At 64.3% G+C, this 22708-nt stretch carries 14 protein-coding genes and 1 tRNA gene; 5 read left to right on the top strand and 10 right to left on the bottom strand.

Annotated elements, in window-relative coordinates:
• Positions 1 to 25 precede the first annotated feature (25 nt).
• The 4 genes from J0J06_RS10335 to J0J06_RS10320 form a co-directional block, all read right to left on the bottom strand.
• Complete coding sequence (locus J0J06_RS10335; RefSeq protein WP_294041650.1) at positions 26 to 892, bottom strand: hypothetical protein; 867 nt, start codon at positions 890 to 892, stop codon at positions 26 to 28.
• Positions 889 to 2328, bottom strand: coding sequence for an NAD(P)-dependent oxidoreductase (locus J0J06_RS10330; RefSeq protein WP_294041649.1), 1440 nt, complete (start codon positions 2326 to 2328; stop codon positions 889 to 891). Before J0J06_RS10330 ends, J0J06_RS10335 begins: the two co-directional genes overlap by 4 nt.
• Positions 2329 to 2484: 156 nt before the next feature.
• Positions 2485 to 3291 carry an undecaprenyl-diphosphate phosphatase gene (locus J0J06_RS10325; protein WP_294041647.1) on the bottom strand — a complete coding sequence of 269 codons (807 nt, stop codon included), beginning with the start codon at positions 3289 to 3291 and terminating at the stop codon, positions 2485 to 2487.
• Between the two features lie 43 nt (positions 3292 to 3334).
• A complete protein-coding gene (locus tag J0J06_RS10320; RefSeq protein WP_294041645.1) occupies positions 3335 to 4270 on the bottom strand; it encodes a complex I NDUFA9 subunit family protein in 936 nt (311 codons plus the stop codon).
• 118 nt (positions 4271 to 4388) lie between these two features.
• Here J0J06_RS10320 and J0J06_RS10315 point away from each other — a divergent pair.
• From J0J06_RS10315 to J0J06_RS10295, 5 genes are all read left to right on the top strand, one after another.
• Positions 4389 to 4475, top strand: a tRNA-Leu gene (locus J0J06_RS10315).
• Between the two features lie 176 nt (positions 4476 to 4651).
• Positions 4652 to 5878 carry an integrase arm-type DNA-binding domain-containing protein gene (locus J0J06_RS10310; protein WP_294041643.1) on the top strand — a complete coding sequence of 409 codons (1227 nt, stop codon included), beginning with the start codon at positions 4652 to 4654 and terminating at the stop codon, positions 5876 to 5878.
• A gap of 151 nt (positions 5879 to 6029) precedes the next feature.
• Positions 6030 to 6638 (top strand): hypothetical protein, encoded by a 609-nt coding sequence (locus J0J06_RS10305; protein ID WP_294041641.1) that lies wholly within the window; start codon positions 6030 to 6032, stop codon positions 6636 to 6638.
• On the top strand, positions 6580 to 8595 hold the full coding sequence (gene rlxS / locus J0J06_RS10300; RefSeq protein WP_294041640.1) for a relaxase/mobilization nuclease RlxS: 2016 nt from the start codon (positions 6580 to 6582) through the stop codon (positions 8593 to 8595). The genes J0J06_RS10305 and rlxS overlap by 59 nt, the downstream gene beginning before the upstream one ends.
• Positions 8596 to 8798: 203 nt before the next feature.
• Entirely contained in the window at positions 8799 to 9335 is a 537-nt protein-coding gene (locus tag J0J06_RS10295; protein WP_294041638.1) for a hypothetical protein, read from the top strand.
• Between the two features lie 6 nt (positions 9336 to 9341).
• Here the strand turns inward: J0J06_RS10295 and J0J06_RS10290 are convergent, their stop codons facing one another.
• The 6 genes from J0J06_RS10290 to J0J06_RS10265 form a co-directional block, all read right to left on the bottom strand.
• Entirely contained in the window at positions 9342 to 13520 is a 4179-nt protein-coding gene (locus J0J06_RS10290; protein WP_294041636.1) for a hypothetical protein, read from the bottom strand.
• Positions 13521 to 13726: 206 nt separating this feature from the next.
• Positions 13727 to 15136, bottom strand: coding sequence for a DNA phosphorothioation-associated putative methyltransferase (locus J0J06_RS10285; RefSeq protein ID WP_294041635.1), 1410 nt, complete (start codon positions 15134 to 15136; stop codon positions 13727 to 13729).
• A complete protein-coding gene (locus J0J06_RS10280) occupies positions 15133 to 15636 on the bottom strand; it encodes a hypothetical protein (RefSeq protein ID WP_294041633.1) in 504 nt (167 codons plus the stop codon). Before J0J06_RS10280 ends, J0J06_RS10285 begins: the two co-directional genes overlap by 4 nt.
• Positions 15606 to 18848: an FtsK/SpoIIIE domain-containing protein gene (locus J0J06_RS10275; protein WP_294041631.1), complete on the bottom strand. Its 3243-nt coding sequence runs from the start codon at positions 18846 to 18848 to the stop codon at positions 15606 to 15608. Before J0J06_RS10275 ends, J0J06_RS10280 begins: the two co-directional genes overlap by 31 nt.
• Positions 18849 to 18954: 106 nt before the next feature.
• Positions 18955 to 21102, bottom strand: coding sequence for a hypothetical protein (locus J0J06_RS10270; RefSeq protein ID WP_294041629.1), 2148 nt, complete (start codon positions 21100 to 21102; stop codon positions 18955 to 18957).
• Positions 21086 to 22708 (bottom strand): hypothetical protein, encoded by a 1623-nt coding sequence (locus J0J06_RS10265; protein WP_294041627.1) that lies wholly within the window; start codon positions 22706 to 22708, stop codon positions 21086 to 21088. The genes J0J06_RS10270 and J0J06_RS10265 overlap by 17 nt, the downstream gene beginning before the upstream one ends.

Here is a 22708-nt window from a genome sequence, read left to right as displayed (position 1 = left end):
GCGGCGAGGCGGGCGCGTTGGTCGGTCACTTGCCGGTCTCCTTGAGCGCGGGCTGGCCGCGCATGGCGCGGCGCTGGGCCGCTTCGCGTACGAGCCGCTGATAATCGGGTCTCTTGCGCAGTTCGGCCAACCACGCCTCGCGGCTGTTGAAGAAGCCGGCCCGCATCCGCGGGCAGACAAAGCCGTCATCGGCCATTCGGGGGCCAACACTCGCCCAGAATTCATCGACCGCCCGGCCGACCGAGCCTTGCGGGTCGAGCACTTTCCACATCGGCGTCCGCTTTGCGCGTGCGCTCGAGAAGTCACCGTGAAGCTTCACCGGCGGTTCACGTTTTTCGCCGACAAAATCATAATATCGGTAATAGCTACCGTCGCCGCGGTCGAAGGCGAGCGCGATATAGGCCTGATCGAGCACCTCCGGTCGCACGCGGGCGCGTAACAAGGCAGCGAAACTTGCGCGAAACTCGACGTTGCAAGCGCCAGGGTTGTAACCAATCCTGCGATAATAGGCCCCGTTGGTTTCTGGATCGAGACCCTCAAGCTCGGTACCGTCGAATTCGCTCCCGTCCCACAGGTTCTTCGCGCTGCCGAGCGTGTCATATTCGTTGCTGTCCCCGCAACTATTCTGCCAGATCCGCACCGCTCGCACGTTCGGGATCAGCATGTCGGCCAGCCCGACTGCAACGTCGACGCGTCCCTCGCGCACCTCGGCAGCGATCCGTGTAAGACGTTCCGTTGCGATCTGCTTCGCGACCTGCGCATCGAACCGGGCCTGCGCACGCTTGCTCAACGGCTTGCCGAGCGTCTCGGTAAAGACGGTTCGCACGCAGGCATGCGCCGGCGCAGCAACCAGCAACGCCACGCCCACGGCGATCGCCGCCGCGCCCCTCACGCCGCTTTCCTCTCTTCCTTCGCCTTCGCACGCAGATACTTGTCGATGTGTCCCGCGACATCGCGCCCGTCGCGGACGGCCCACACCACCAGGCTCGCGCCGCGGACGATGTCGCCTGCGGCGAAGACGCCGTCCAGGCTGGTCATCAGGCTGGCATTGTCGACCAGCACCGTCCCCCAGCGCGTCACGCCGAGTTCGGGGGAGTCAAACAGCGTCGGCAGATCTTCGGCGTCGAAGCCGAGAGCCTTGATCACCATGTCGGCGTCACGGACTTCGGCGGGGGCGCCGTCGGGTTCGGGTGCGCGGCGGCCGCTGGCGTCGGGCGCGCCGAGCCGCATGCGGGCGATCAGGACGTTTTCGATTTTGTCCTGGCCACCGAACGCTTGCGGGGCGGAAAGCCAGACGAACTCGACGCCTTCCTCCTCGGCATGGCCGACCTCGCGCTGAGAGCCGGGCATGTTGTCGCGGTCGCGGCGATACAGGCACGCGACCGACGCCGCGCCCTGGCGGATCGCGGTTCGCACGCAATCCATCGCGGTGTCGCCGCCGCCGACCACGACGACGTTCTTGCCTGCCGCGTCCAGCGCGCCGCTGTCGAATTCGGGCACCGCGTCGCCGAACCCCTTGCGGTTGGAGGCGGTGAGGTAATCGAGCGCTTCGATCACGCCGCTTTGGTCCGCCCCGGGCGCACTCAGCCCGCGCGCTTTGTAGACGCCGGTCGCGATCAGCAGAGCGTCGTGGCGCTCGCGCAATTCCTCTAGGGTCGCGTCGCGACCGACTTCGAACCCTTCGTGGAACACGATCCCGCCCGCCTTCAATCGGTCGACGCGGCGCATCACGATCGGCTTTTCGAGCTTGAAGCCGGGAATGCCGTACGTCAGCAACCCGCCGGCGCGATCGTGCCGGTCGTAGACGTGCACGTCATAGCCTGCGACGCGAAGCAGCTCGGCGGCGGTAAGCCCGGCAGGCCCCGCTCCGACGATCCCCACCGACTGGCCACGCGGGCGGCCCGGCGCCAGTGGCTCGACCCAGCCTGCTTCCCAGGCGGTATCGGTGATGAACTTCTCGACCGACCCGATCGTCACCGCGCCGTGACCAGAAAACTCGATGACGCAATTGCCTTCGCACAGCCGATCCTGCGGACAGATGCGGCCGCAGATTTCGGGCATGGTCGACGTGGCGTTGCTCAGCTCGTACGCCTCGCGCAGCCGACCCTCCGCTGTCAGCCGCAGCCAGTCGGGGATATGGTTGTGCAACGGGCAATGCACTGAGCAATAAGGCACGCCGCATTGCGAACAGCGCGCCGACTGTTCTTCGGCGGTCGGGACGGCGTAGCGGTCGGCAATTTCGCGAAAATCTTCCGCGCGCGCCTCGGCCTCGCGCTTGGGCGGGTAAGCCTGCGAAACCTGCACAAATTTGAGCATATCCCCGGCCATCGCCCGTTCCTTTCGAAGCGGCCGGTATCGTGATTCTATCTCTTCGTCACGCAGAATCGGACAATTAGGACAATAAAGCTGTCCTTAATACCGTCGTTTTCAGCGCTGGAGGTTCGGTAGGCGATCAACATTTCCGATTTAACGCCCGGATCGGACTCATTTAAGCAGGAGAAAGAGGGCAATCGCTCCAACGCCGATTCGGTACCAGCCAAACGGGCTGAACCCCGTCCGGCCGACCAGTCCGACGAACCACCGCACCACGATCAGGGCGACAAGGAACGCGACGACGAAACCGATGGCGATCAACCCGAACCCGACGGTGTTGCCCGCCGCCAGCTCGTGCCGCTTGCTGACCAGTTCGAGCACGGTCGCGCCAAGCATCGTCGGGATGGCGAGGAAGAAGCTGAATTCGGCCGCGGTGCGCCGCTCGACCCCAAGGCTTAGCGCGCCCAGGATCGTCGCACCCGACCGGCTGACCCCCGGCACCATCGCCAGGCACTGGATCAGCCCGATTCCGACAACCTTGGGCAGCGGGATGTCGGCGACGCCTTTGACGTTGCCTTCGCGCACGAACCGCTCGATTCCCAGGATCGCGAAACCTCCCACGATCAGCGCAACCGCGACCGTGATTGGCGACCCCAGCAGCGCCTCTATCTGCTTATGAAGCAATACACCGAGCACGGCTGCTGGAATGAACGCGACCAGCAGGTTGCGGACGAACCGCACCGACGTCGGATCGAACCGCAGCAACCCCATGCCGACCGCCCAGAAGGTCCGCCAGTACAGCACGACGATCGCCAGAATAGCGCCCAACTGGATGACGATGTTGAACAGCGCCCAGTAAGCCGGGTCGTATTTGAGCAGCGCGCTCGCGAGGATGAGATGACCGGTCGAGGAGACCGGAATGAACTCGGTCACGCCCTCTACGATGCCGAGGATGATGGCGGCGATGATGTCGGACACGGAAAGCCCCTAATGGCGGCGGCTGACCGCGCGCCGGAAAAATTCAGGCGGCGGCGCGCACGCCGAACCGGCCGGCCTTGCGATAGCGGACCAGCCATCCGGGCGCGACCGCCTCCATCGGCGTCGGCGCGATGCCGAGCGCGGACAGGCCGGGTAGCGTACCGCTCGCGACATTGTCGGTTTGCAGCATCTTCCACTGGTCGCGCTTGATCGGCGCGCCGGGCAGGAAGCCGAACAGCGACAGCAAATCGCCCGCGACGTCGGGCAACTCGGCAATCGCAGGCGCACGCCCGATCGACTGCGCGAGCCAGCCGATCAGCTCGCCCATGGCGATCACTTCCGGCCCCGCGAGTTCATAGGTCTTGCCCGCATGCGCGTCCGGCTCCGCCAGCACGCGTGCCACCGCCTTGGCGACGTCCACGACATGAACCGGCTGGAACCGCGCCTTGGGCTTGAGCACGGGCACCACCGGCATCGCGGCCACCATCGCGGCGAAGCGGTTGATGAATTTATCCTCCGGCCCGAACACCACCGAAGGACGCAGGATCACGGCGTCGGGAAAGGCCGACCGTGCAGCGGCCTCGCCCGCGCCCTTGGTCGCATAATATTTCGAATCCGATTCGGCGTTCGCGCCGATCGTGGAGATGTCGACGAAAGCCTCGGCGCCCGCCGCCTTGGCGGCGTCCGCGGCCGCGCGCAGGCCGTCCTCCTGCAGACCCTTGAAGTTCGGTCCCCATGTGCCGACCAGATAGACCACCGCATCCGAACCTGCGACCGCGCGCGCCACCGTATCCGGCTTGGTCACGTCGCAGGCCGCAAACTGCGTCTGGCCGAGGCCCCCAAGGGGCTTCAGGAACCAGGCGCGGCGCGGATCGCGTTCGGCGATGCGGATGCGCGCGCCCGCGGCAAGCAATTCCTGCGCGATATAGCGGCCGATAAATCCGCCACCGCCGATCAGCGTTACGACTTTGTCCTTCACGACGCGCCTCTTGTCCCGGGTCCGTCGCTTCCATGCCGCGTCGCGCTCGCGCCGACAAGCCGCGACCGCGCGGTTGACAACCTCCCGCCCCGCTCATAGAGCCGCGCGCCTACCCCGTGCCCAGATGGCGGAATTGGTAGACGCACCAGCTTCAGGTGCTGGCGCTCGCAAGGGCGTGGAGGTTCGAGTCCTCTTCTGGGCACCAATACTGGCTCTGGATGCGTCCAGTAGCGTCCAGTAAGCGGCTGGTTTCACAGCATTTTTAGACCGAGAATCGCCAGACACCGTCCGGCGAAATCCGGCTAAGGGCATGTGCAGCGACCACAAATGCTGCCCTTTTTGTTGCCCTCGGATCGACCCGGCATTGCTGGGAAAACGACCATGCTGACCTACATCCAGATCAATGCGGCCAAGCCGAGAGCGAAGGCCTGGAACCTTTCCGATTCTCAAAACCTCTATCTCGTCATCCAGCCCAACGGCTCGAAGCTGTGGCGCTTCAACTACCGTTTCCTGGACAAGCAAAAGAAGCTTCATCTCGGGGGCTGGCCAACCATTAGCCTCGCCGAGGCACGGGCGCGGCGCGACGAGGCCAAGAAGAAGATCGCGGAGGGGATCGACCCGGCGCTTGAGAAGAAGCGCGCGCGGATCGCCGCGAAATATGCCGCTGCCAACACTTTCCAGGCGGTCGCCGAGGAATGGCTCATCAAATGCGAGCGCGACGGTTTGGCGCCGGTGACCGTCGACAAGATCCGCTGGCTTCTCGCCAAGGCATATCCGCTGATCGGCACCATCCCGATCGCGCAGATCACTCCGCATGAAGCCCTCGCTGTGCTACGAAAGGTCGAGGCGACGGGCGCCTATGAAAGCGCGCGGCGCATGCGCAGCGTGCTCAGCCGGGTGTTTCGCTATGGCGTGGCAACCGTGCGATGCGACAAGGACGTCGCGGCTGACCTTCGCGGCGCGATCGCCGTGCCCAAGGTCAAGCACTTCGCAGCCATCACCCGGCCATCCGAAGTCGGTGCGCTGCTCCGGGCGATCGATGGCTACACGGGGCACAAGGTGACCGTCATGGCGATGCGCCTATCGCCGCATGTGCTGCTTCGTCCCGGCGAACTCCGACAGGCCGAGTGGACGGACATCGACTTCGAAGAGGCTATCTGGTTCATCCCAGCGGAACGGATGAAAATGCGCCGGCCGCACCGGGTGCCGTTGTCACGCCAAGTGATCGAGATGCTCAAGGAACTTCACGAGCACACGCACTGGTGGAAGTATCTGTTCCCGTGCCTCGGCAAGCCGCGCAAGGCGATGTCGGAGAACGCCGTCAACCAAGGCCTGCGCAAGCTCGGCTACACGACCGACCAGATGACCGCGCACGGCTTCCGGGCGATGGCCGCAACGCTGCTCAACGAGATGGGCGAGTGGAACCCCGACGCGATCGAACGCCAGCTCGCCCACGTCGATACCAACCAGGTCCGGCGCGCCTATGCCCGTGGCGAATATTGGGATGAGCGCGTCGTCATGATGCAGCGCTGGTCTGACTATCTCGATCAACTGCGCGATGGTGGAAAGATCCTCCGCCCGGTCTTCCCGGCGGCGCGCCGCGCCTGACGCTGGCAGGGAACGTGTCGGTACCGAACTGGACCGGCACGTTCCCAAAAGCGGTGCGGTGGTTGTCTTTGCTCTGAACTAAACCCCGTGAGCACGAACCATGTCGAAATACATCAAGCCAACTCCGCTCGCTTCACCCGAGCCCGGCGGCGTGGCTGTCGGAAGCCTGCCGCAGGCCAAGCGACACAAGCGCAAGTTCGACGCCGTAATCACGATCGAGGAACCGGGTGCCCGGCCGAACCTGCGACTCCGGTTCGCGCCCGATCCGGGCCGAGCGCATCTCGTCCTCCAGTTCGAAGACGTTGACACGGATAGCCTCGGCATCCGCGTGGCGACGCTGGAAGACGTCGAACGGGCGATCATCTTCGCGCGGTCTTGGGCCGATCGCTCGATGCTGGTGCATTGCTTCCACGGCGTGGGGCGCTCCGCGGGGATTGCACTGGCCGTCCTAGCCGACCGGCTTGGCCCCGGGAACGAGGCGCAGGCGCTGGACCGGCTGCTGGCGGTTCGGCCCGAGGTCACGCCGAACCTTGTCGTGGTCGCGCTCGCCGACAGGCTGCTCGAGCGATCAGGCAGGCTCTGCGAGGCAGTAGCGGCATGGGAGGCCTCCGCACCGGGCCTTGCCGAAGCCCGCGCGGCGCGACTGCACTTTGCCCGGACCCGCCCCGAACTCTACGCCGCGCGAGATAGTCATGTAGGAAATGGCGGAAATCCGCCATTGCCCCGAAATCGCGAGACCCAGGCGTGGTGCCATGCCTGACGACGACTTCACGCCCAAGCTCGGCCGCAAGCGACCCAAGGATGGCAAGAAGGTCGTCAAATACGGCGGTCGCATCCTCGCCGCCGCTCGACTCGCCGGCACCAAGACCGGCGTCCGCGCCCCCCGCTTCGACGGCAGCCGAATCGGGCGCGGGGCGAGCATCGGCCGCTTGCTTTCGAGCCGGGATCGGCTGGCCGGATATCGCGGTCGCCGGGCGGTGGTTAAGGCGAGCCTCATCCGCCTGCAGGGAAAGGCCGGCCAGGTCGCGCGTGCGCACATGCGCTACATCCAGCGCGACGGGGTTACGCGCGAGGGATTGCCGGGCGAACTATATGGTCCGCAGGAGGACCGCGCCGACGGCAACGATTTCCTCAAGCGCACCGCCGGCGACCGGCATCAATTTCGCTTCATCGTCTCGGCCGAAGACGGGGCCGAATATCCCGACCTCAAGCCCTATGTCCGGCGGCTGATGACGCAGGTCGAACAGGACCTGGGCACCAGGCTCGATTGGGTCGCCGTCGACCACTTCAACACCGAGCGCCCGCACACCCATGTCGTGCTGCGCGGCGTCGATGACCGTGGCGACAACCTCATCATCGCGCGCGAGTATATTGCACACGGGCTGCGCGAGCGCGCGTCCGAACTGGTGACGCTCGACCTGGGACCACGCACCGACCAGGAGATCGAGGCGCGGCTTCGTCGTGATGTCGACCAGGATCGATTGACCGCGATCGACCGGCGCCTGCTTCGTCGCATGGATGTCGATCGTACCGTGGCGGCGACGGACAACGATCCGTTCCAGCAATCGGTCGCGGCTGGGAGGCTGCGCAAGCTCAAGGCGATGGACCTGGCCGAGGATGTCGGCGGTGGCCGCTACCGGCTCGCCGAAGGGTTGGAGGACACGCTGCGCCGGATGGGTGAGCGCGGCGATGTTATTCGGCTCATGCAGCGCGAACTGACCGCGCGGCGTCTCGACCGGGCGGGCGTCGAGCAGGTGGTGTCGAGCGACCTGCGCGAGCCGCTGGTGGGACGCGTGATTAGCCGCGGCTTCTCGGACGAGCATCGCGACCGGCACTATTTGATGATCGACGGCGTCGATGGCCGGGTCCATTATGTCGATATCGGCCGGGGCGACGCCACGCCGGCCGTACCGGGAAGTGGGACAGTGCGGATCACGCCGTCGCGGATCGAGGCGACGCAGGCCGATCGCACCGTCGATGCGGTGGCGCGCGCCAATGGCGGCCATTATTCGGTCGATCTCCACCTTCGTCACGACCCCAACGCCAGCGAGACCTTTGCGGCGAGCCATGTCCGCCGGCTCGAGGCGATGCGGCGGGAACGTGCCGGTCCCGAGCGCCTGGCCGACGGCAGTTGGTCGATCCCCGACGACCACCTCGCTCGCGCGGAAGCATTGGCCCAGCGCCAGCAGCGCGACCGGCCCGTGATGCTGTCGGTCCTTTCGCAGTCGCCGGTCGCCGAACTTGCCGGAAAGGACGCGCCGACCTGGCTCGATCGGGAGCTTGCCGAGGGCGGTCACGGGGCTGTCCGCGATGTTGGCTACGGGCGCGACGTACGCACTGCCTTGGCAGCGCGGCGGCAATGGCTGATCGAGCAGCAGTTGGCGGACGGCGAGCGGTCCGCGTTTCGATATCGAGACGGCGCGTTGGACACGCTGCGCCAGCGTGAATTGCAACACGCCGGCGAGCGGATCGGCGACGATATCGGGAAACGGTTTAAGCCGGCCCGGATCGGCGAGCGGATTGAGGGCAAGATCGCCCGACGGCTGGATCTTGAAGGCGGGAGTTTCGCTGTCGTCGAGCGATCGCGGGACTTCACGTTGGTCCCGTGGCGCAAGGTACTCGAACGCAACATCGGGAAGACGGCGTCGGGCATCCTGCGTGCGGCAGGGATCGACTGGCAGTTCGGGCGCGGTCGATCCGGCCCGACGATTTCCTGAAGCTGGGCTCGGCCGGAACGAGTCTGCCATCAACGCACTTCTTGGGCGGTGAAGACCGTGACCTATAATGTGAAAGGCATCAACGGCCGCCTGGCGGTGTTAGGGCGCTGGCGTGTCTTGTTGAGCCTGACGGGTCTGCCTGCTGGGGTTGAAGTCATTCTCGTATACATTGTCTTTGCTGATCCGACACCTACATGCGCGGCATGGCCCGCGCTATATCTTCTTCCAAAAAGATCCAGGCGGGTCTTCAACAGGACATCCTATGGCTGCTAATCACGATATACTCTTACGTCACCCGGATGCGCTTTGAGCGCATGCGCGAGATGTCGCGCGAGGAGTTCCAGGTGGAGGCAATCCTCCTTGAGAGCGCGAGCCGCGATATCGTCTCTCGGCTGGCAGCTCTCGACGACGACGGGAAAACCAATCGATCCTTTCAGACCCTCTTCGGCGCTCTGAAGCGAGAGGGGCTTGGTCCTGAGCGAACGAAGGACCTCGACCGAAAGGTGAAGGCCTTCCGCCAGATTGTGAACGGCCTCAAAGTCGCGCACCGCAATTCGTACATCGCGCATGTCGCGACCGACGCGGAGGTGAAGCCGCGCGTCCTCGACAATCCCATCGACTTCGGTCCGGCAGCCTCGATGTCAGTTGACCTTCTCGACGACATCGCCGGCCGACCGTTGTCGTACTTCTTCCGTCTTGGATCTGACGGATCGATCGATCTCCGGAAGGCGCTGGCTTAGAGGATTTCATCCCGCCGCTGCCAGCCGTGCCCACAATCCCGCGAGTGTATAGTCGTCCGGCGCGAGCGACGCGAGGTGCGCGGTCTGGATCCGGATCACCGCGGTGGCGCGGTCTGGCAGCCGCTCTGGTGTCGGCACACCGTTCACCGGGGCCCAGCTGCCGGCAGCCAATCTGGGCCCAGGATGTTCGGTCGCCCATTGATACTGCATGCGCCGCTCGCAAGGGAGCAGGTCCTGAAGCGGGTCCCAGCTCCAGAAGAGCCGGTAAGTGTAGGCGAAGGGTACGAGCAGGCACATCGCGTAGCGAGTGCGATTGCGCTCCGCCTTGCCGCGCTCGAGATCGGACCAATAGATTCGTTCGGTGGCGAGCGTCTTTACCTCGACATGCCAGGCACCGTCAGGGCGGTTGACCACGATGTCGCTTTCCCCGTTCAGCGCGTCGCGGGCATTGCGTTCAATCGTCGTGCCAGAGGGTGCAGTGGCTGCGACGCGCGCTGCCAGCCAGGCCTCGCCATCGGCACCGAGCTCTTGCTGGCGTTGGGACCAGGAATTCCCATTGCCGCCGCCGCCACCGCCGCCCTGGCCCGGCTCAGGATCATACAGCGGACGATTGGAGAGATCCCCGGAGGCGTAATAAGTCGCGCCGAGACGCCGGGACGGATCGGCGGTCTGGCCGGGCGATGGCGGAGGAGGCGGCGGTGGAGGAGGAGGTGGTGGTGGCGGTGCGGGCGGCTCGGTCCCGCCGCCATCCGCCTCCTTCCTGCCGTCGTCCGATGGAGCGGCCGATTCCGGTTCCTCTTCATCAAGCTCAGGATCATCCTCCAGGCGCACTGCGGCGAGCTGGTAGGGCGGAATGCCGTCTTCGAGTAGCGCTCGTATGACCTCGTCGCGGTTCCTGGCCCTGAGGATGGCGGCAAAGCGATAGCGGAGATCTGCCCCATGCCCCACGCCTTCGGCGAGGGCGCTCGCCAGACCGTCGGTGACGTTGGTCAGATCGATGAGCCAGACATCGCCTTCGAGGAAGTTGGAGGCGCTGATCTGGGTAACCGGCGTTTCGCCAAGCCCGATCGACAGAGTGAGACCGTTCACCATCCGCAATTTCGGGACGGCGGGCGGACGGACACGCTTGGCCTCGCATTGCACCGCGATTGCCCGCCAGCGCGATTGCAGCAACTTCTCATAGCGGCGAGTTGACCCGTCCGCGGGGCTATAGTCCGGAGTAATCCGGACCAGCGCCGAGGCACGCGGCGTCTTCAATCGCTCTGGCGCGCTGGCGCCACGGTCCAGAAGCGGCGGCAAATAGCGAAGGCCCGCCTGGGCGAGCGCGTCGAGAATCTCGGGTGCCGCGAGCGCCGGCTTGTCGATCCACGCCGCCTGGGCGCGGGGCACCGCTTCCAGCCCTCCGTCGGCCCCTGCAGTCACGCACACGAGCGTGTCGGGAGGATTGCCGCAATGGGTGAAGCGCATGTCGAGCAGCGCCTCGTAAAAGACGCGGGCTGTGCGCGCGCCGCCGGGAACCCGGTTCTCCCTTGCGGCGGTCACCAGCGCCTTGTTCCATTCCATCCATTCGTCCCAGCCGGTGGGAAGCTCGCTGCGGATGGCAAGCGCCTTCCCGACACTGTTTCGCAGCTGGGCGCGGCGCGGCTCCTTGATGCCGAGGAGATCGAGATTTTGCGTGACGCCGGGGATGCCGCGCCTCGGCCAATAGGCCTTGCTGCCGACCGCATGAGCCGTACCGAAGATGTTTGGGCGGACCGGCAGGAAGGCGGTGCGGCGCAGCTGGAATTGTACGAACGACTTGAACGGCCTTGGCTGATGGGCCGTCGTCGAGTTGGATTGCTTGTAATAGGCGCCTTCCAGGCTCTCGGCGGCGCGCTGGACGTCCTCGACCATCGTCATCAGCGAGCTGGCCGGCACGTCGTCGCCGAGGCATTCGGGAAAGGCCTCGAGATACCAGTCCTGGCCGCGATAGCGCAGCGTCTCGGTCTGGGCGTGCCAGAAGTCCCGCTCGTTTGGCGCGCCGAGCTCGGCACCGATGTCATCATCGAATGCCCAGATCTTAGGCTCCCAGGAGACACCGAGATAGCGCAGCAGCGCGCGCCAGGTCTCGCGGGAGAAACGCTGGCGCGCCTCGCTCGGAAAACTGCACAGATATCGGCCCGGCACCTCCTTGTAAAAGCGGCCGAAACAGGCCGGCGCGCCGAGCTCGGTGCGGGCAAAGCTGTGGCGCGCAGGCACCCAGGCTCGCGGTGTCGGCACTCGCGCCACTTCCGCAAGCGCATCTCTGGCAGTCTCGCCACCCTTCGGGGGCGCATAGGGCTTCATGGCGTTGAACTCGCCGAGCGAGGCCCAGTCAGCGATGCGTTCGAGCGCTTGCCAGCCATGCCGCTCCCAATCGGCGTCGCCCCAATCGGCGAGCGTCGGCGCGAGGCAGGCGTCCAGATAGGCCTCGAGCGTGCGGTGGAGCGCGTCGTCGATCAGCGGCAACCAGTCCTTGCCGACCGCCTTGCCCGGAAATACCGCAGCGACGAATGCGGGCGCCAGCGCATCGGCCGCGCTCCAGGCAGGCCAGTCGGCGGGCCGCTCGAGGAGCAGCGGCGGCCCGTCCTTGAGCGAGCGCACCGACCCGTCGCCAGTCGGCCAGATCGGCGCAGCGTGCAGGCGGGTGAGCGTCGCTGCACCGACATGTCCGGTAAGGCAGGTGCGCAGCATGACGCCGGCAGCGGTGATACAGGCGTCGATGGTCGGGCAGCGCGCATGCTGGAGAAGTGCTGCATATTCATGCTGGACGAGCCGCGTGCTGCCCAGCTTCGCCAGCACGTCGACGCCCGGCTCGAGCTCGGGCCGGGCGATCGCCGCCTCGGCCACCGCGCGCTTTTGCGGGCTGAGCAATGCCGCGAAACCCGGCGCGCTGATCCGCGCGGCTCGCGGAATCTCCTTGCTGCGGGCACGCCCCACCACCGGCACAAACGCAGTTTCGCGAAGTGCCCCCATGATCCGGAACTGCAGCTGCCGGTCGACGGCCTTTTGCTTACGCGCGGGTGCTGCGTCGATAATTTCGCGGAAGACGGCCAGGGTCGCCTCGGCCGGAATGTCGAGCGCGATCCGCGACGCCAAAGCCGCCATCCGGTCGAGCAAGGCGGTGTCATTGTCGCCTTGGCGGACATGCTTGCGGTTGCCCTGGACGTCGAAGGCGCCGTGGATGAGGAAGCGCGCGGCGACCTGGTCTTCGGTCGGATAGAAAACGAACACGGGCAGCGGCTCGGCGGTCGGTGCCGGCACGCCGCCCTGAAGCTCGAGCGCGATGGCGACGCTCAGCCGCTTGGAGCGGTCATGCTCGGGCGGCCAGACATCGCGCCACACCCGCCACTGGCTCTCGCGCCATGCTTCCTTTCCCGCCCGGACCCGAAGCGTTGCCAACGCCCCGGCCAGGCTGCCGCGCGGCCCGCTTCGCACAAGGTCCCGCCGCTCGCCCCCCTCAAGGCGGATTTCCACGGCCTCCAGATGCTGGGCAAGCAGCAGGAAATGCGGCTCGAGCGCACGGAGCTCAGCGAGCGCGAGCGTCCGCGCCGCGGCATCGCGGAAGGGCAGCCGGATCACGGTCGAGAAGCCAGCGCGGAGCAGCTGGCCCGCGCGCGCGTCGGGATCGAGCATGTGCGGCAGGCGGAACACGCCGACGCGGTCGGCATGGGGATGGTCGGCAAGGAGGGCGCGCGAGCGCCCGACATCGAACTGGAAGCGGAAGGGCCCGGAAAAGATTTGCGGATTGTCGGTCAGCTCCAGCACCGACTTGAAGCCGAGCCCCTTCGCGCCGATGAGTTCGGCGGGCGAGGAGCCAACCGGTGCCATCGCATCGTCTGAGTTCTGGAGCAGCTCGAGAAGGCAGCGGCCGGCATAGTCGCGCGTCGCCTCGTCCTCGGCATTGCGGTTCTCGAGCAGCAGGTTCGGGTCGATGCGGTAGAGTTCGAGCTGGCGCGCCTGGATTGCGGGCACAAGATCGGCATCGGCGCAGGAAGGCAGGCTGATGTCCTGAGCGCTCGCTCCCTTGGCGCTCAAATTCTGCCGGCAAATCGAAATGACGCCGGCCTGGTCGAACGCGCTGCCGCTATTCGCGACATAAAGCGCGTCCTTGGTTGCCTCAAACCTGATCCTGGCAAGCGATCCGCCAGCTTCCCGCCCCGTCATTTCCGGAAGCTGCAAGTGAATGCGGCCAGCTGCAAATGGAAATTGATTTCGCTCTTCAGAAGCGGCGGCCAGAAGGGGGGCGGACGGAGTCGTCGATCTCAGAAGTAGCTGCGAATTTGAGCAGGGCTTGATCGACGACGAGCGCGTCTCCATCGAGCGAACGGAATGCTTGACCGGCGGGGGTTTGGTTTCGGCAGCTTCGCCATCTAATCTGTCCGGATCATCAGCACGGCCTCCCCCAACTCTCGCCCGCGACGAAGCGTTGCTTCGGCTTCGCGCTGCGCGCGTGTTGCTTTGCCGAGAACTTGGCTTCGCGCGATGAGCATACGTCGCGTGTCGTGCGCGCGCACCGTCTGTCGCTTGAGATCGACGACCGTTGCGCTGCTCGACGATGGGAATGTTGCTTTGCGGTCGTCCAGCGGCAAATAGGTGACGCTGCGCTGCTGGCTATCAATCCGGATCAGTCCGTCGGGATCGGGCTCGCCCGCGAGATAGGTCGCGCAGCCGAGATACACGCGTAATACGCCTGGCAACGCTTCGCTGGCGCGAGCGTCGAGCAACAAACGACCTTTCTGATCGCGCGCTGCGACACCGCTTGCCGCCGCCTCTAGCATGGCACCGCCGACCTTTTGCTCGTCAGCCAGCGCCATCAGATAGTCCATCGCCGCAGCCATCACTTCGCGCTGGCTCCCAAAATGCGCGCGGACGTCGCGGACCATCGCTGGGCTTGGTCGGTCAGCCGTGCTCGACCGGTTGATCCGCGCCAGCGCATAATGGACCAGCAGATCCTCGCGCATCGCCGCGGCTGCGGTGTCAAACGCCGCCTGACTGAGCGGGCCATCCAACATCAGGTCGAGCGCGCGTGATAGCGAGACGCGCTCGCTGGCGAGCTGCTCGAGTACATCGGCAGACACTTCTTCAACGACTGGTGTCCGACCTCGCAGCTGCGTCAGTTCCGCCAGATGGGCGAGCGCCTCGGCAACCCGCTCGCTGGCGGCTGGTTGCAGCTGCGCCTCTCGACGCGGCCGCGGCGCACGATAGGCCAGCGTACTCGAGCGGCGACCAATCCGGCGGCGCAGGAGAAACTCTTCCTCATCTTCGCTTGCCCGAAACACGAAGAAGATGCCCGGCGCGGCCGAGACTGGCGCGCGTCCCAAGGCGTCGCTGATCAGTGTGCGCAACTCAGGCACCGAGAAATACTTCTGGAACGTGCCACGACTGGTCAAATAGCCATCACGGTAGGGCTTCAGACCTTCGGTCGGAACCTGTCCAACAATCATTGTCGAGACGGCCAGCGCTCGGGTGGCGAGCGACCACGCCGTGACCAGCGCCTCGCGGCGTTCGGTGTTATCCTCAATTACATTGAGCACGAAGCCCAGATTGACCACATCGGCCGCGTGGCGCGACTGCTCGGGACAGAAATGCGGATCCCAGCCTGCCGCGCTGATCCCCGCTGTCGCCAGCGCGCGCAGGTCGTCCCCTTGACCGCAACCATAGTCGAACACGCTGACCCCGGGATGGATCACGCCGTGCTGAACCATCAGCGACATGGGCTGCGACATGCTGTGGCGTACCATCGCCGTACGATGCCGCTGCACGGGCTGCGCTGCGCTCATGCGATCATCTGCCCCTGCCCATCACGTCCTGCATCCGCCAGCATCGTGTTCCACACCTCGCGGCGGCCGATCCGGTTCCAATCACGGAACAAGCCAAGCAGCTCCAGCTCCACCGTCAGCGCTGCCCACGCAGCCCGATTTGGATGGTCCAAGCGCACCAGCAATTCCTTGCGGTGGAGGATCAGCGGATTGGGGGACTTTTGGTAGTTTGTGAAGCGCACGCTTCGCGCACTGACGTCGACCAGAGCGGCGCGCGCAAGCGCTGGAAAAGCATCGCTATCAAACGCGAGATAGTCGAGCAGCCCAACGATATCACCGGGATCAATGCGCGCGACGTTCCAGCTGAAATCCTCAACCAAGCGGCTCGCCCGCTCGATCAATTCCCGCTCGGCCGCTGGCAAATCCGCAATCGCGTTTCGGTGAATATAGAGCGCGCCACGCAAGCGCTTTCCGACCGCATGCGCCACGATCATTGCTGGGCGGGCGCGCCGCGTTTCCACGTCGCCACGATGGCATCGACCAGCTCCTCGACATCGTCCTCATCGATGAAGGGGACTTGCGCGTAGATCTTCTCGTCGCTGTCGAGCTTGGCGATCAAATGACCCTTGCCGAGCAAACGGTCAGCACCTTTCTCGCCAAGGGCGATTTTGGAGCTGCCCTCGTCTGGCAGTCGCAGGATCAGCCGGTTGCCGAGGTTGGTGCGCAGCTGCATCGTCATCACCTGCACATCGGCACGCTGATAAATCATCACGAGATGCAAGCCCGCCGCCCGCGCACGCGTGGCGATCTTGTTGAGCAATGTCTCAACAGCCTTTTTGAAGTCCTCGTCCTGCATCCAGTTGGCGACTTCGTCGAAGAACACCACCACGCGCGGCAGGCGCTCGCTCGGTGAGACACGCTCGTTGAACTGGTTGATGTTGCGATAGCCTCTCTGCGAGATCAGCGCATCGCGCTCTTCCATCTCGACAACGAGCTTTTCGAACAGGGTCACCGCTTCGGCCTGATCCGAGATGATCCCGCCCCGCAGGTGCGGCAGCCGCCGCGCCCAATTGTAATCGAGGCCGCGCTTTGGATCGATCAGGTAGAGCTCAACTTCATCGGGCGCGTTGCGCGCACAGAGATCGAGCATCAAATTGGTGACCAGGATGCCCTTGCCGCTGCCCGTGCTGCCCGACACCAACGTATGGGGTGCAGCGCGCGGTTGCCCGCCAAAATCGCCAGCCAAGGGAAGGTACAGCAGATTGCCGTCATCTTCCTTTTCACCGACCACTGGTGCGAAGCGCTCGCCTGGTCCGGCGTTGCGGCTCGGCACTTGCCGTAGCCACGCATCAGCCAAATGCAAGATCGCGCGTTCCGGCCGTTTGACAGCGATGGCGATACTACCGCGCTGCGGCGTGATCCGCATGATCTCGATGCTGTGCCGGGTCATCAAATCGGTCTGGCGCCGTTCGAGCCAGCCGACCGTGAGCATCCGCGCGCCCACATAAATGAGGCCGCTATTTGGGGTCAGTCGCGATTCAATGATCGGCGCGTCCATGCCTTCGGCTTGCAAGGCATTCTGCAGGTCCTGGACAATCGTCTTTAACCACGCTTCGCCCTGCGCCTGGTCGTCGACTTCGCTCATCCGCGCTAGCGCATCAGCAATCGCTGGCGGCCAACCTGTCGGCGTGTCGCTGGCGGTGGACGCGCCGTCGCCAGCGTCCACTATTTCGGTGCCGTTTCCTGGTTTGTCCGTAGCCGTCGGCTCATCCGCACCAGCGTCGCCGTGCAGTGCAATGTCAGTGTCTGATGGATCCGACTTGCCATCACCCGCCGGACCGCCTGAAGTCGTGACAGGTGCGGCAACCGGCTCCGCTCCCGTCATCGCCGCGTCGTGATCGAGGTTGTCCGCTGCCATGGCATCGCGGTGGTGCGTCGGGTCGGTGCGGCTGGCCGTACCGCTGTCGCTTGTCGCGCCTCTAGCATCGGGCGGTGACGGGGTTGGGAGAGGGGGCGGGCCATCATCGCCCCCATCTGACGCCACATCGCCAGCGCTGTCGCCGCCGCCTGGCCAGCCCGCTGGCAGGTTCAGTGGCGGGGCTGGCTGATCTTCACCCATTGCGGTGAGAAGGGCCACAACTTCAGCTTGGCCGTGAACCCATTGCGCCAGCGGCCGGCGTTCTTCCGCTGGCATATCGATATCGGGCATGATCGGTGCGTTCGGCGCATTGGGCAGATCGTAGCTGAACACCATCGAATGGCCGCTGACCTCGATACGTACGCTTTCCTGGCGCAGCGCTTCGATCCATTCGAGCTGGCTCATACCAGCAACCGTATCGAACGGATCCATTTGCTCGAGCAACATGTCCGCAATGCGGTTGCGCCAGATCGACGGATCGAGACTGGTCTCCGATTGTTGCAGCCGTCGATGCATCTCGGTGAACGTCGCCTCGAGCTGCCTAAGCGACGTCGTCCGCATCTTGCTGATCGTGCCAGCCGTGCAATATTTTGCTTCGGCTATGGCGATCTTGATAACCGGGCCACCGGCGTCGCTCGTGAAGGCGACCGACAAAATATCGGCCATCTCTCCGCGCAGGTCGAGCCACGACCGATTGTCATCGAGGAAGAACCAGGCCGCGGCATGCTCGCCGCCCTCGGCGAACCAGCCTTCCAGACGTCGTTGCGCCAGGACCAAGCCGATCAGCTCTTGCGCGAAATTCTGCCACTGCGCCGCCTTCATCACCACCGCACCCGACAGGCGTGCCGCTGTCGCATGCAGGCGTTGCAACACCGCAGTGCGCAGCTCGATCGAGGCGTTCGGCAACAGCTTGGCGAGATCATTGTCCAGGCGATCGCCGAGGTCGCGACTGCTGACCTCTGCCGACACAATCACATTATGGGCTGAATTTGGCGTCGAGAAATAGCGGATGATGCGACGATCATCCTGCACGATCAGTCGACGATCGGCGATCCGATCAAACGTCACCACCCAATTGGCCAGGCTGTGCGCGCGTTTTAGCACATCGGCAACGCCTGTATCGACAAATTCAGCGGTGCGCAGCGGCAGCCACGGCGCGGTCCGCGTGGACACTTGCCGCATCAGCACATCGCGCAGGGCATTGGTCCAGGCGATAACGGCGTTGGGTTGAACCGTGGCGGTCAGATACAGACCAGACTCAACGCTGCGTTTCCTGAATGGATAGCGCTTCGATCGCGACGTTGGGACATGCGTTGCAAAGTCGACCTCGTCGCTGATCGCTTCGCCCTCGACCCAGCGGACCGTTGCCGAGCGCGCGATCACGTCCTGCAGCAAAACAAGATCGCTACCCTTGCCGGTTTGCGAAGACGCCAGCCGGTCCGGGCCGACGAGGCTGATCCGCAGCCGCGACATGAAGGACCGGCTCGGGTCACCCGTCGCGTTATTGTCAAAATCGGCCCCCATCCGCCGGTTCTGACTTTCGTATAGATCGCGCAGCCGCGCCGGGTCGTCATGGGTAACGACAAGGTCGCAGCGCACATCCGGGCTCTGATCGACTAGCCGTGTTAGGCTCTTGGCCAGTAACACGGGAATATCGTCGGATTCCGCGCCCAACAGCACGATAGAGAAGTTGGCGCGCTCGTGTGGCCGCAGGTCGAGATATTCGGCGCTAACGCGGTGCAGCGATTCAACCGCTTCCTGCGCGCCTTCTTCACCGATATTGCGAACTCCGTCACCTTCGGCTTCTTCGAGCATGCTGCAATCCAGCACCCGCTGAGTCTCGGCCAATAAAGTCGAGCGCGTGCCGATGCCGCGGCCGATGTCAGCGTAATAGCTGCCCGCCAGCGTACGAATACGGCTCTCAAGATAGTCGCCAGCGCCTGTCCGCTGCGCAGCATTGGCGGGTCAGGATTGCCGTGGCCGCTTCTGCCATCTGGAGCGCCTTGGCGCGGATTTCTGCCAGGCGCAGCGGATGCCAACTGGCAATGATCGCAGCGGCACGCTTGCCCTCAACCTGGATGCAGCCAATCTCGAGCAGTGGCGCCACCAGTTCGCGCAAGCCGGGCTCGGACGCGGCATGGGTATACAAGGTCTCGAACAAGCGGCCGTAAGCTTCGGCCTGCTCGATCAGCGCCGGATCAGCCAGGCCGTCGCCGTCGATCAGAGCGCTGATCGCGGTGGTGTAACGCTCGCGGAACGTCGCAAAGCTTGCGGCAATCGCGACAGCACCCGCATCGCTGATGACAGCGTCACCGCGCAACTCGCCCAGCGCCGTCTCGAACCGCGCGCAAACATGATTGCGCTGATCCTCGGAGTTTGCGAGCACGCCCGCCTGCATGCCGAACGTATCGACGAGCGAGCCTGCATCCTCGAGATCGATGCCGCTCGCGCCGCGCCGCGCGCGCCGGTTTTCGGCAACCGATCCGGTCAGCAAAAAGGCGCACACAGCGCTTGCTGGCTTAAGGAAGCGCAGCTCCGCTTGCAGCGCATAGCCAACCGCATTGGGTTTGGGCCGCCAGCTCATCTGCGCTCGTGCGAAGGGGTTGCCGACTTTCCCTGAGGACAGCGTCGGGAGGTCAGCCACATCGACCAGAAAGGCTTCAAACTCGATCGTGGTCGTGCTCGAGGCACTCTCGATCGTCTCATGTTCCCAGTCGGTCGCCCAGCAACGACCGAAATCCAGTTTGATTGCAGGCGCCAATAAGGTTGCCAGCCCGCGGTAGCGATCGCGCAAATACAGGAGTTGCGGCTTGAGCTTTTCATTCGCCCAAAAGCTCGCCTGATCGGAACCGCGCAGCCACAAATAGACAACGCGCCCACTGCCGTCGTCTTCGGAGCAGACCCGGTCAATCAGCCGCAGCAGACCTTCGGTGAGATCGTCGACCTCGATCGACTGTTTGAAAATCAACTTTTCCCAGCGGCGGTAGAGCGGCGGCCGGCTCTTCAATCGCTCGCGATGCGTCTCGAAGAAGTCATCGATCTTTTTGACGCCAGGCTTCGCGACATCACTTTGCAAGCCTTCGAGGAAGTCGGTCTCCTCCTTGGTCAGCGTGCCGCGGAACTGCTCGTCAAACAGCCGCTTGGTTTCTTGCCCAAAGCTCGGCTTCTCCGTTTTCTTGGCCGACACAAAGATGGCGCTAAGGTCGTCCCAGGGGATCTCGGCGGCATCCGCCTGAGCCTTGCTCCACTGACCATCGCGCACGTTGCGATCATCGCAGAGCGCGTCGACGCGAGCGGCATTGTCCGCACTTATCGCATGCGTCTGGCGGAGGTCATCGAGCTTGCGCCGCAAATCACCGGACGCCAGCGTCTCACCGTCGCGGGCACGCCGGTAGAGATAGGGCTGCGCCTCGCTGCGCAAGCGCTGAAAGAAATCGCGTGCCGCGCCTGGCGATTCCGCAATTGTCGATTTCGCGTCACCCGCATTTCGGGGCAAGCGCAACGCTGGCAAGCTCTCGCGCACGGCATTTTCGAGCATCGACCCGCCATCGCGCATTGTCGTAGCTACGCGCGCGCAAAAGGCTGCAAGCAACACTGGCGTGACGACAAGATCGCTGCAGATCAGCCCGTCGAGGATCGTCCCAAAGTCCTTGCGCGTACTCTCAACACTGTGCGCAAGTGCCGTCTGCGCCCAAAGGTCAGGACGTTCGAGCAGCCAGCTTTCGTCGATCCGCGTGATATGGTTGAGGCTCTGCTCGACCGCGCGGATCTGCGTGGCTGGCACCGAAAAGATCGCCGCACGCACACCTTCGGTAGGGTGGTTGCGGTGCCAGGTCGCCGTCCTGCGCGATTCTTGGGCTGCGCCGATATTGCCGTCCTTGAGCGAGGGATGGACGAATACCTCAATCTTCCCGACCGCTGGGATCGCCGCCACTTTGCGCGCGATCGCGCTGGTAACATCGGGCTTCAGTCCCATGATGCCGAACAGCGCTCGTGTGCCCGGACGCTCGAGCATATCGGCGAGCCGCGTCGCGGTGACCTGACCGATAATCTCAAGCGGCGACATCATGATCCCCGTCGGTCAAGCTGGTGTCCGGGTGGAAAGGGTTGAACACAAAGGCGCAGTCATCGGATTTGCGTTCGAGAAACCCGAGCATGCGCAAACGATCTTCGAAACTTCGCTCATTCTCACGGAATGTCGCGTCGACCTCGGGTAGCTCGCCGTCGAACGCCCGCATTGCCTCCTGCGCGCCAATGACGATGCGGTAGCGGTCGAACAGCTTTTCCAAGAACGCGTCGAGCTCAATCGGGCCAGCAACATTGGCGAGCACCAGCGCTTCGATCAGTTCATCATTTGGCGCATACCAAGTCCCGACGCCCGCACGCGCCGTGATCGCCCCGATTTGCCGGCTGTGCGCCACATACATCGCGCTCACTGAGTGACTGTGCGACTTTTGCACTTCATTGATCAGCAGTTCGATCTGCTCGCTCGGGCTCGGCATCGCGTCCGGATCGGTACCGATGTCGCGCTTCCACAAGAAACGCTGCTGGAGCCGGTTGCAGGCCGTCAGACTTGCCTGGTCGGTCCCTTCAATCGCCTGCCACTCGTCACTCTGGCGATAGGCCTCGACAAATGCGCGTGTTGCGCTCGGCATCAAGCGTCGGTGCTGCTGCAACAGGTTCTGTGACAGCTTGCGCAGCCCATTCCCCGACGTGTTGCCGACCATGTCGAACACATAGGGTGGAACATAGCCGCCCGGACCTTCGGTCACTTCAACCGCCCGCTCAACGATGTAGAGCAAAAGGTTGAAGCTGCTCAGTCGAGCCAGCGGTGCGAGGGAGGTCGCAACCGGCATCTTCTTCAATGACAGAATTGCCCGCCAGTCTTGCGCGAGCCGCTCATAGGCCCCATGCTCGGCGAGCGGCAAAAATCCGGTGTTCAGCGACCGAGGCTGATCCTCATAGGCATCCCCGCCCATCAGTTTGCGCGCCAGGCGGTTCCACGGACTGTCCGCGCCGATCAGCTCGCTCTGGATCAGGTTGGCGACCTCGGTGCGCAACGACGACCGATTAAGCATCAGGAATATGAGCTCGCCATTGCGTCGCATGAAGCGTCGATCTGACGTGTGCTCGACCTCCTTCACGTCCGCAAACAGCATTGATGGGCCGAGCGGCAGCAAATGCCGGGACGTTGGGCGCCGGCCATTATTGCCATCGACCTGGCCGCTGCGCAGCAAGGCGACCGCGTTGGCCAAATCCTGAAATTGCGGGAACGTCTTGCGCAAATGCGCAATGTTCACGGGCGGCTTGACCCCGAGCTCGGCGATCCAGGTCGACCACATCGTTCCATTCTCGGTACCGGAGCTGGCGATCTCGTCGATGTGCTGATCTTCGAACAGCAAATGGCGCAACCCAAGCGCCAACGGCGCCTCGTAATTGATCCACTCATGCTCGCCATCGCTGGTCTCCGGCGGGAAAACGGATTTCTTGTGGCTCACCCGCGCGAAACAGATATGCAGCGTCTCGAGCAACGTCAGCCACGGTGTTTGATTATCGTAGAGCAGCAATCCCCAGATCGGGATCTCGCACCACAGACCGATCTGCGACACCTGCAAATTGCGCGGTGGCTCCAGACTGTTCGCGACTAACAGGGGCGAGCGTTCGACCTCTGCCAT

This window comes from Sphingomonas sp. (assembly GCF_017304615.1).
Classification (GTDB): domain Bacteria; phylum Pseudomonadota; class Alphaproteobacteria; order Sphingomonadales; family Sphingomonadaceae; genus Sphingomonas.
This window is presented reverse-complemented; position numbering and strand designations above follow the sequence as displayed.

Excerpts from the sequence above, each read along its gene's own strand:
- J0J06_RS10330 (WP_294041649.1), bottom strand. The coding sequence starts at position 2,328 with ATGGCCGGGGATATGCTCAAATTTGTGCAGGTTTCGCAGGCTTACCCG.
- J0J06_RS10310 (WP_294041643.1), top strand. The coding sequence starts at position 4,652 with ATGCTGACCTACATCCAGATCAATGCGGCCAAGCCGAGAGCGAAGGCC.
- rlxS (WP_294041640.1), top strand. The coding sequence starts at position 6,580 with ATGGCGGAAATCCGCCATTGCCCCGAAATCGCGAGACCCAGGCGTGGT.
- J0J06_RS10295 (WP_294041638.1), top strand. The coding sequence starts at position 8,799 with ATGGCCCGCGCTATATCTTCTTCCAAAAAGATCCAGGCGGGTCTTCAA.
- J0J06_RS10290 (WP_294041636.1), bottom strand. The coding sequence starts at position 13,520 with ATGACGGGGCGGGAAGCTGGCGGATCGCTTGCCAGGATCAGGTTTGAG.
- J0J06_RS10285 (WP_294041635.1), bottom strand. The coding sequence starts at position 15,136 with ATGAGCGCAGCGCAGCCCGTGCAGCGGCATCGTACGGCGATGGTACGC.
- J0J06_RS10275 (WP_294041631.1), bottom strand. The coding sequence starts at position 18,848 with ATGCTCGAAGAAGCCGAAGGTGACGGAGTTCGCAATATCGGTGAAGAA.
- J0J06_RS10270 (WP_294041629.1), bottom strand. The coding sequence starts at position 21,102 with ATGATGTCGCCGCTTGAGATTATCGGTCAGGTCACCGCGACGCGGCTC.
- J0J06_RS10265 (WP_294041627.1), bottom strand. The coding sequence starts at position 22,708 with ATGGCAGAGGTCGAACGCTCGCCCCTGTTAGTCGCGAACAGTCTGGAG.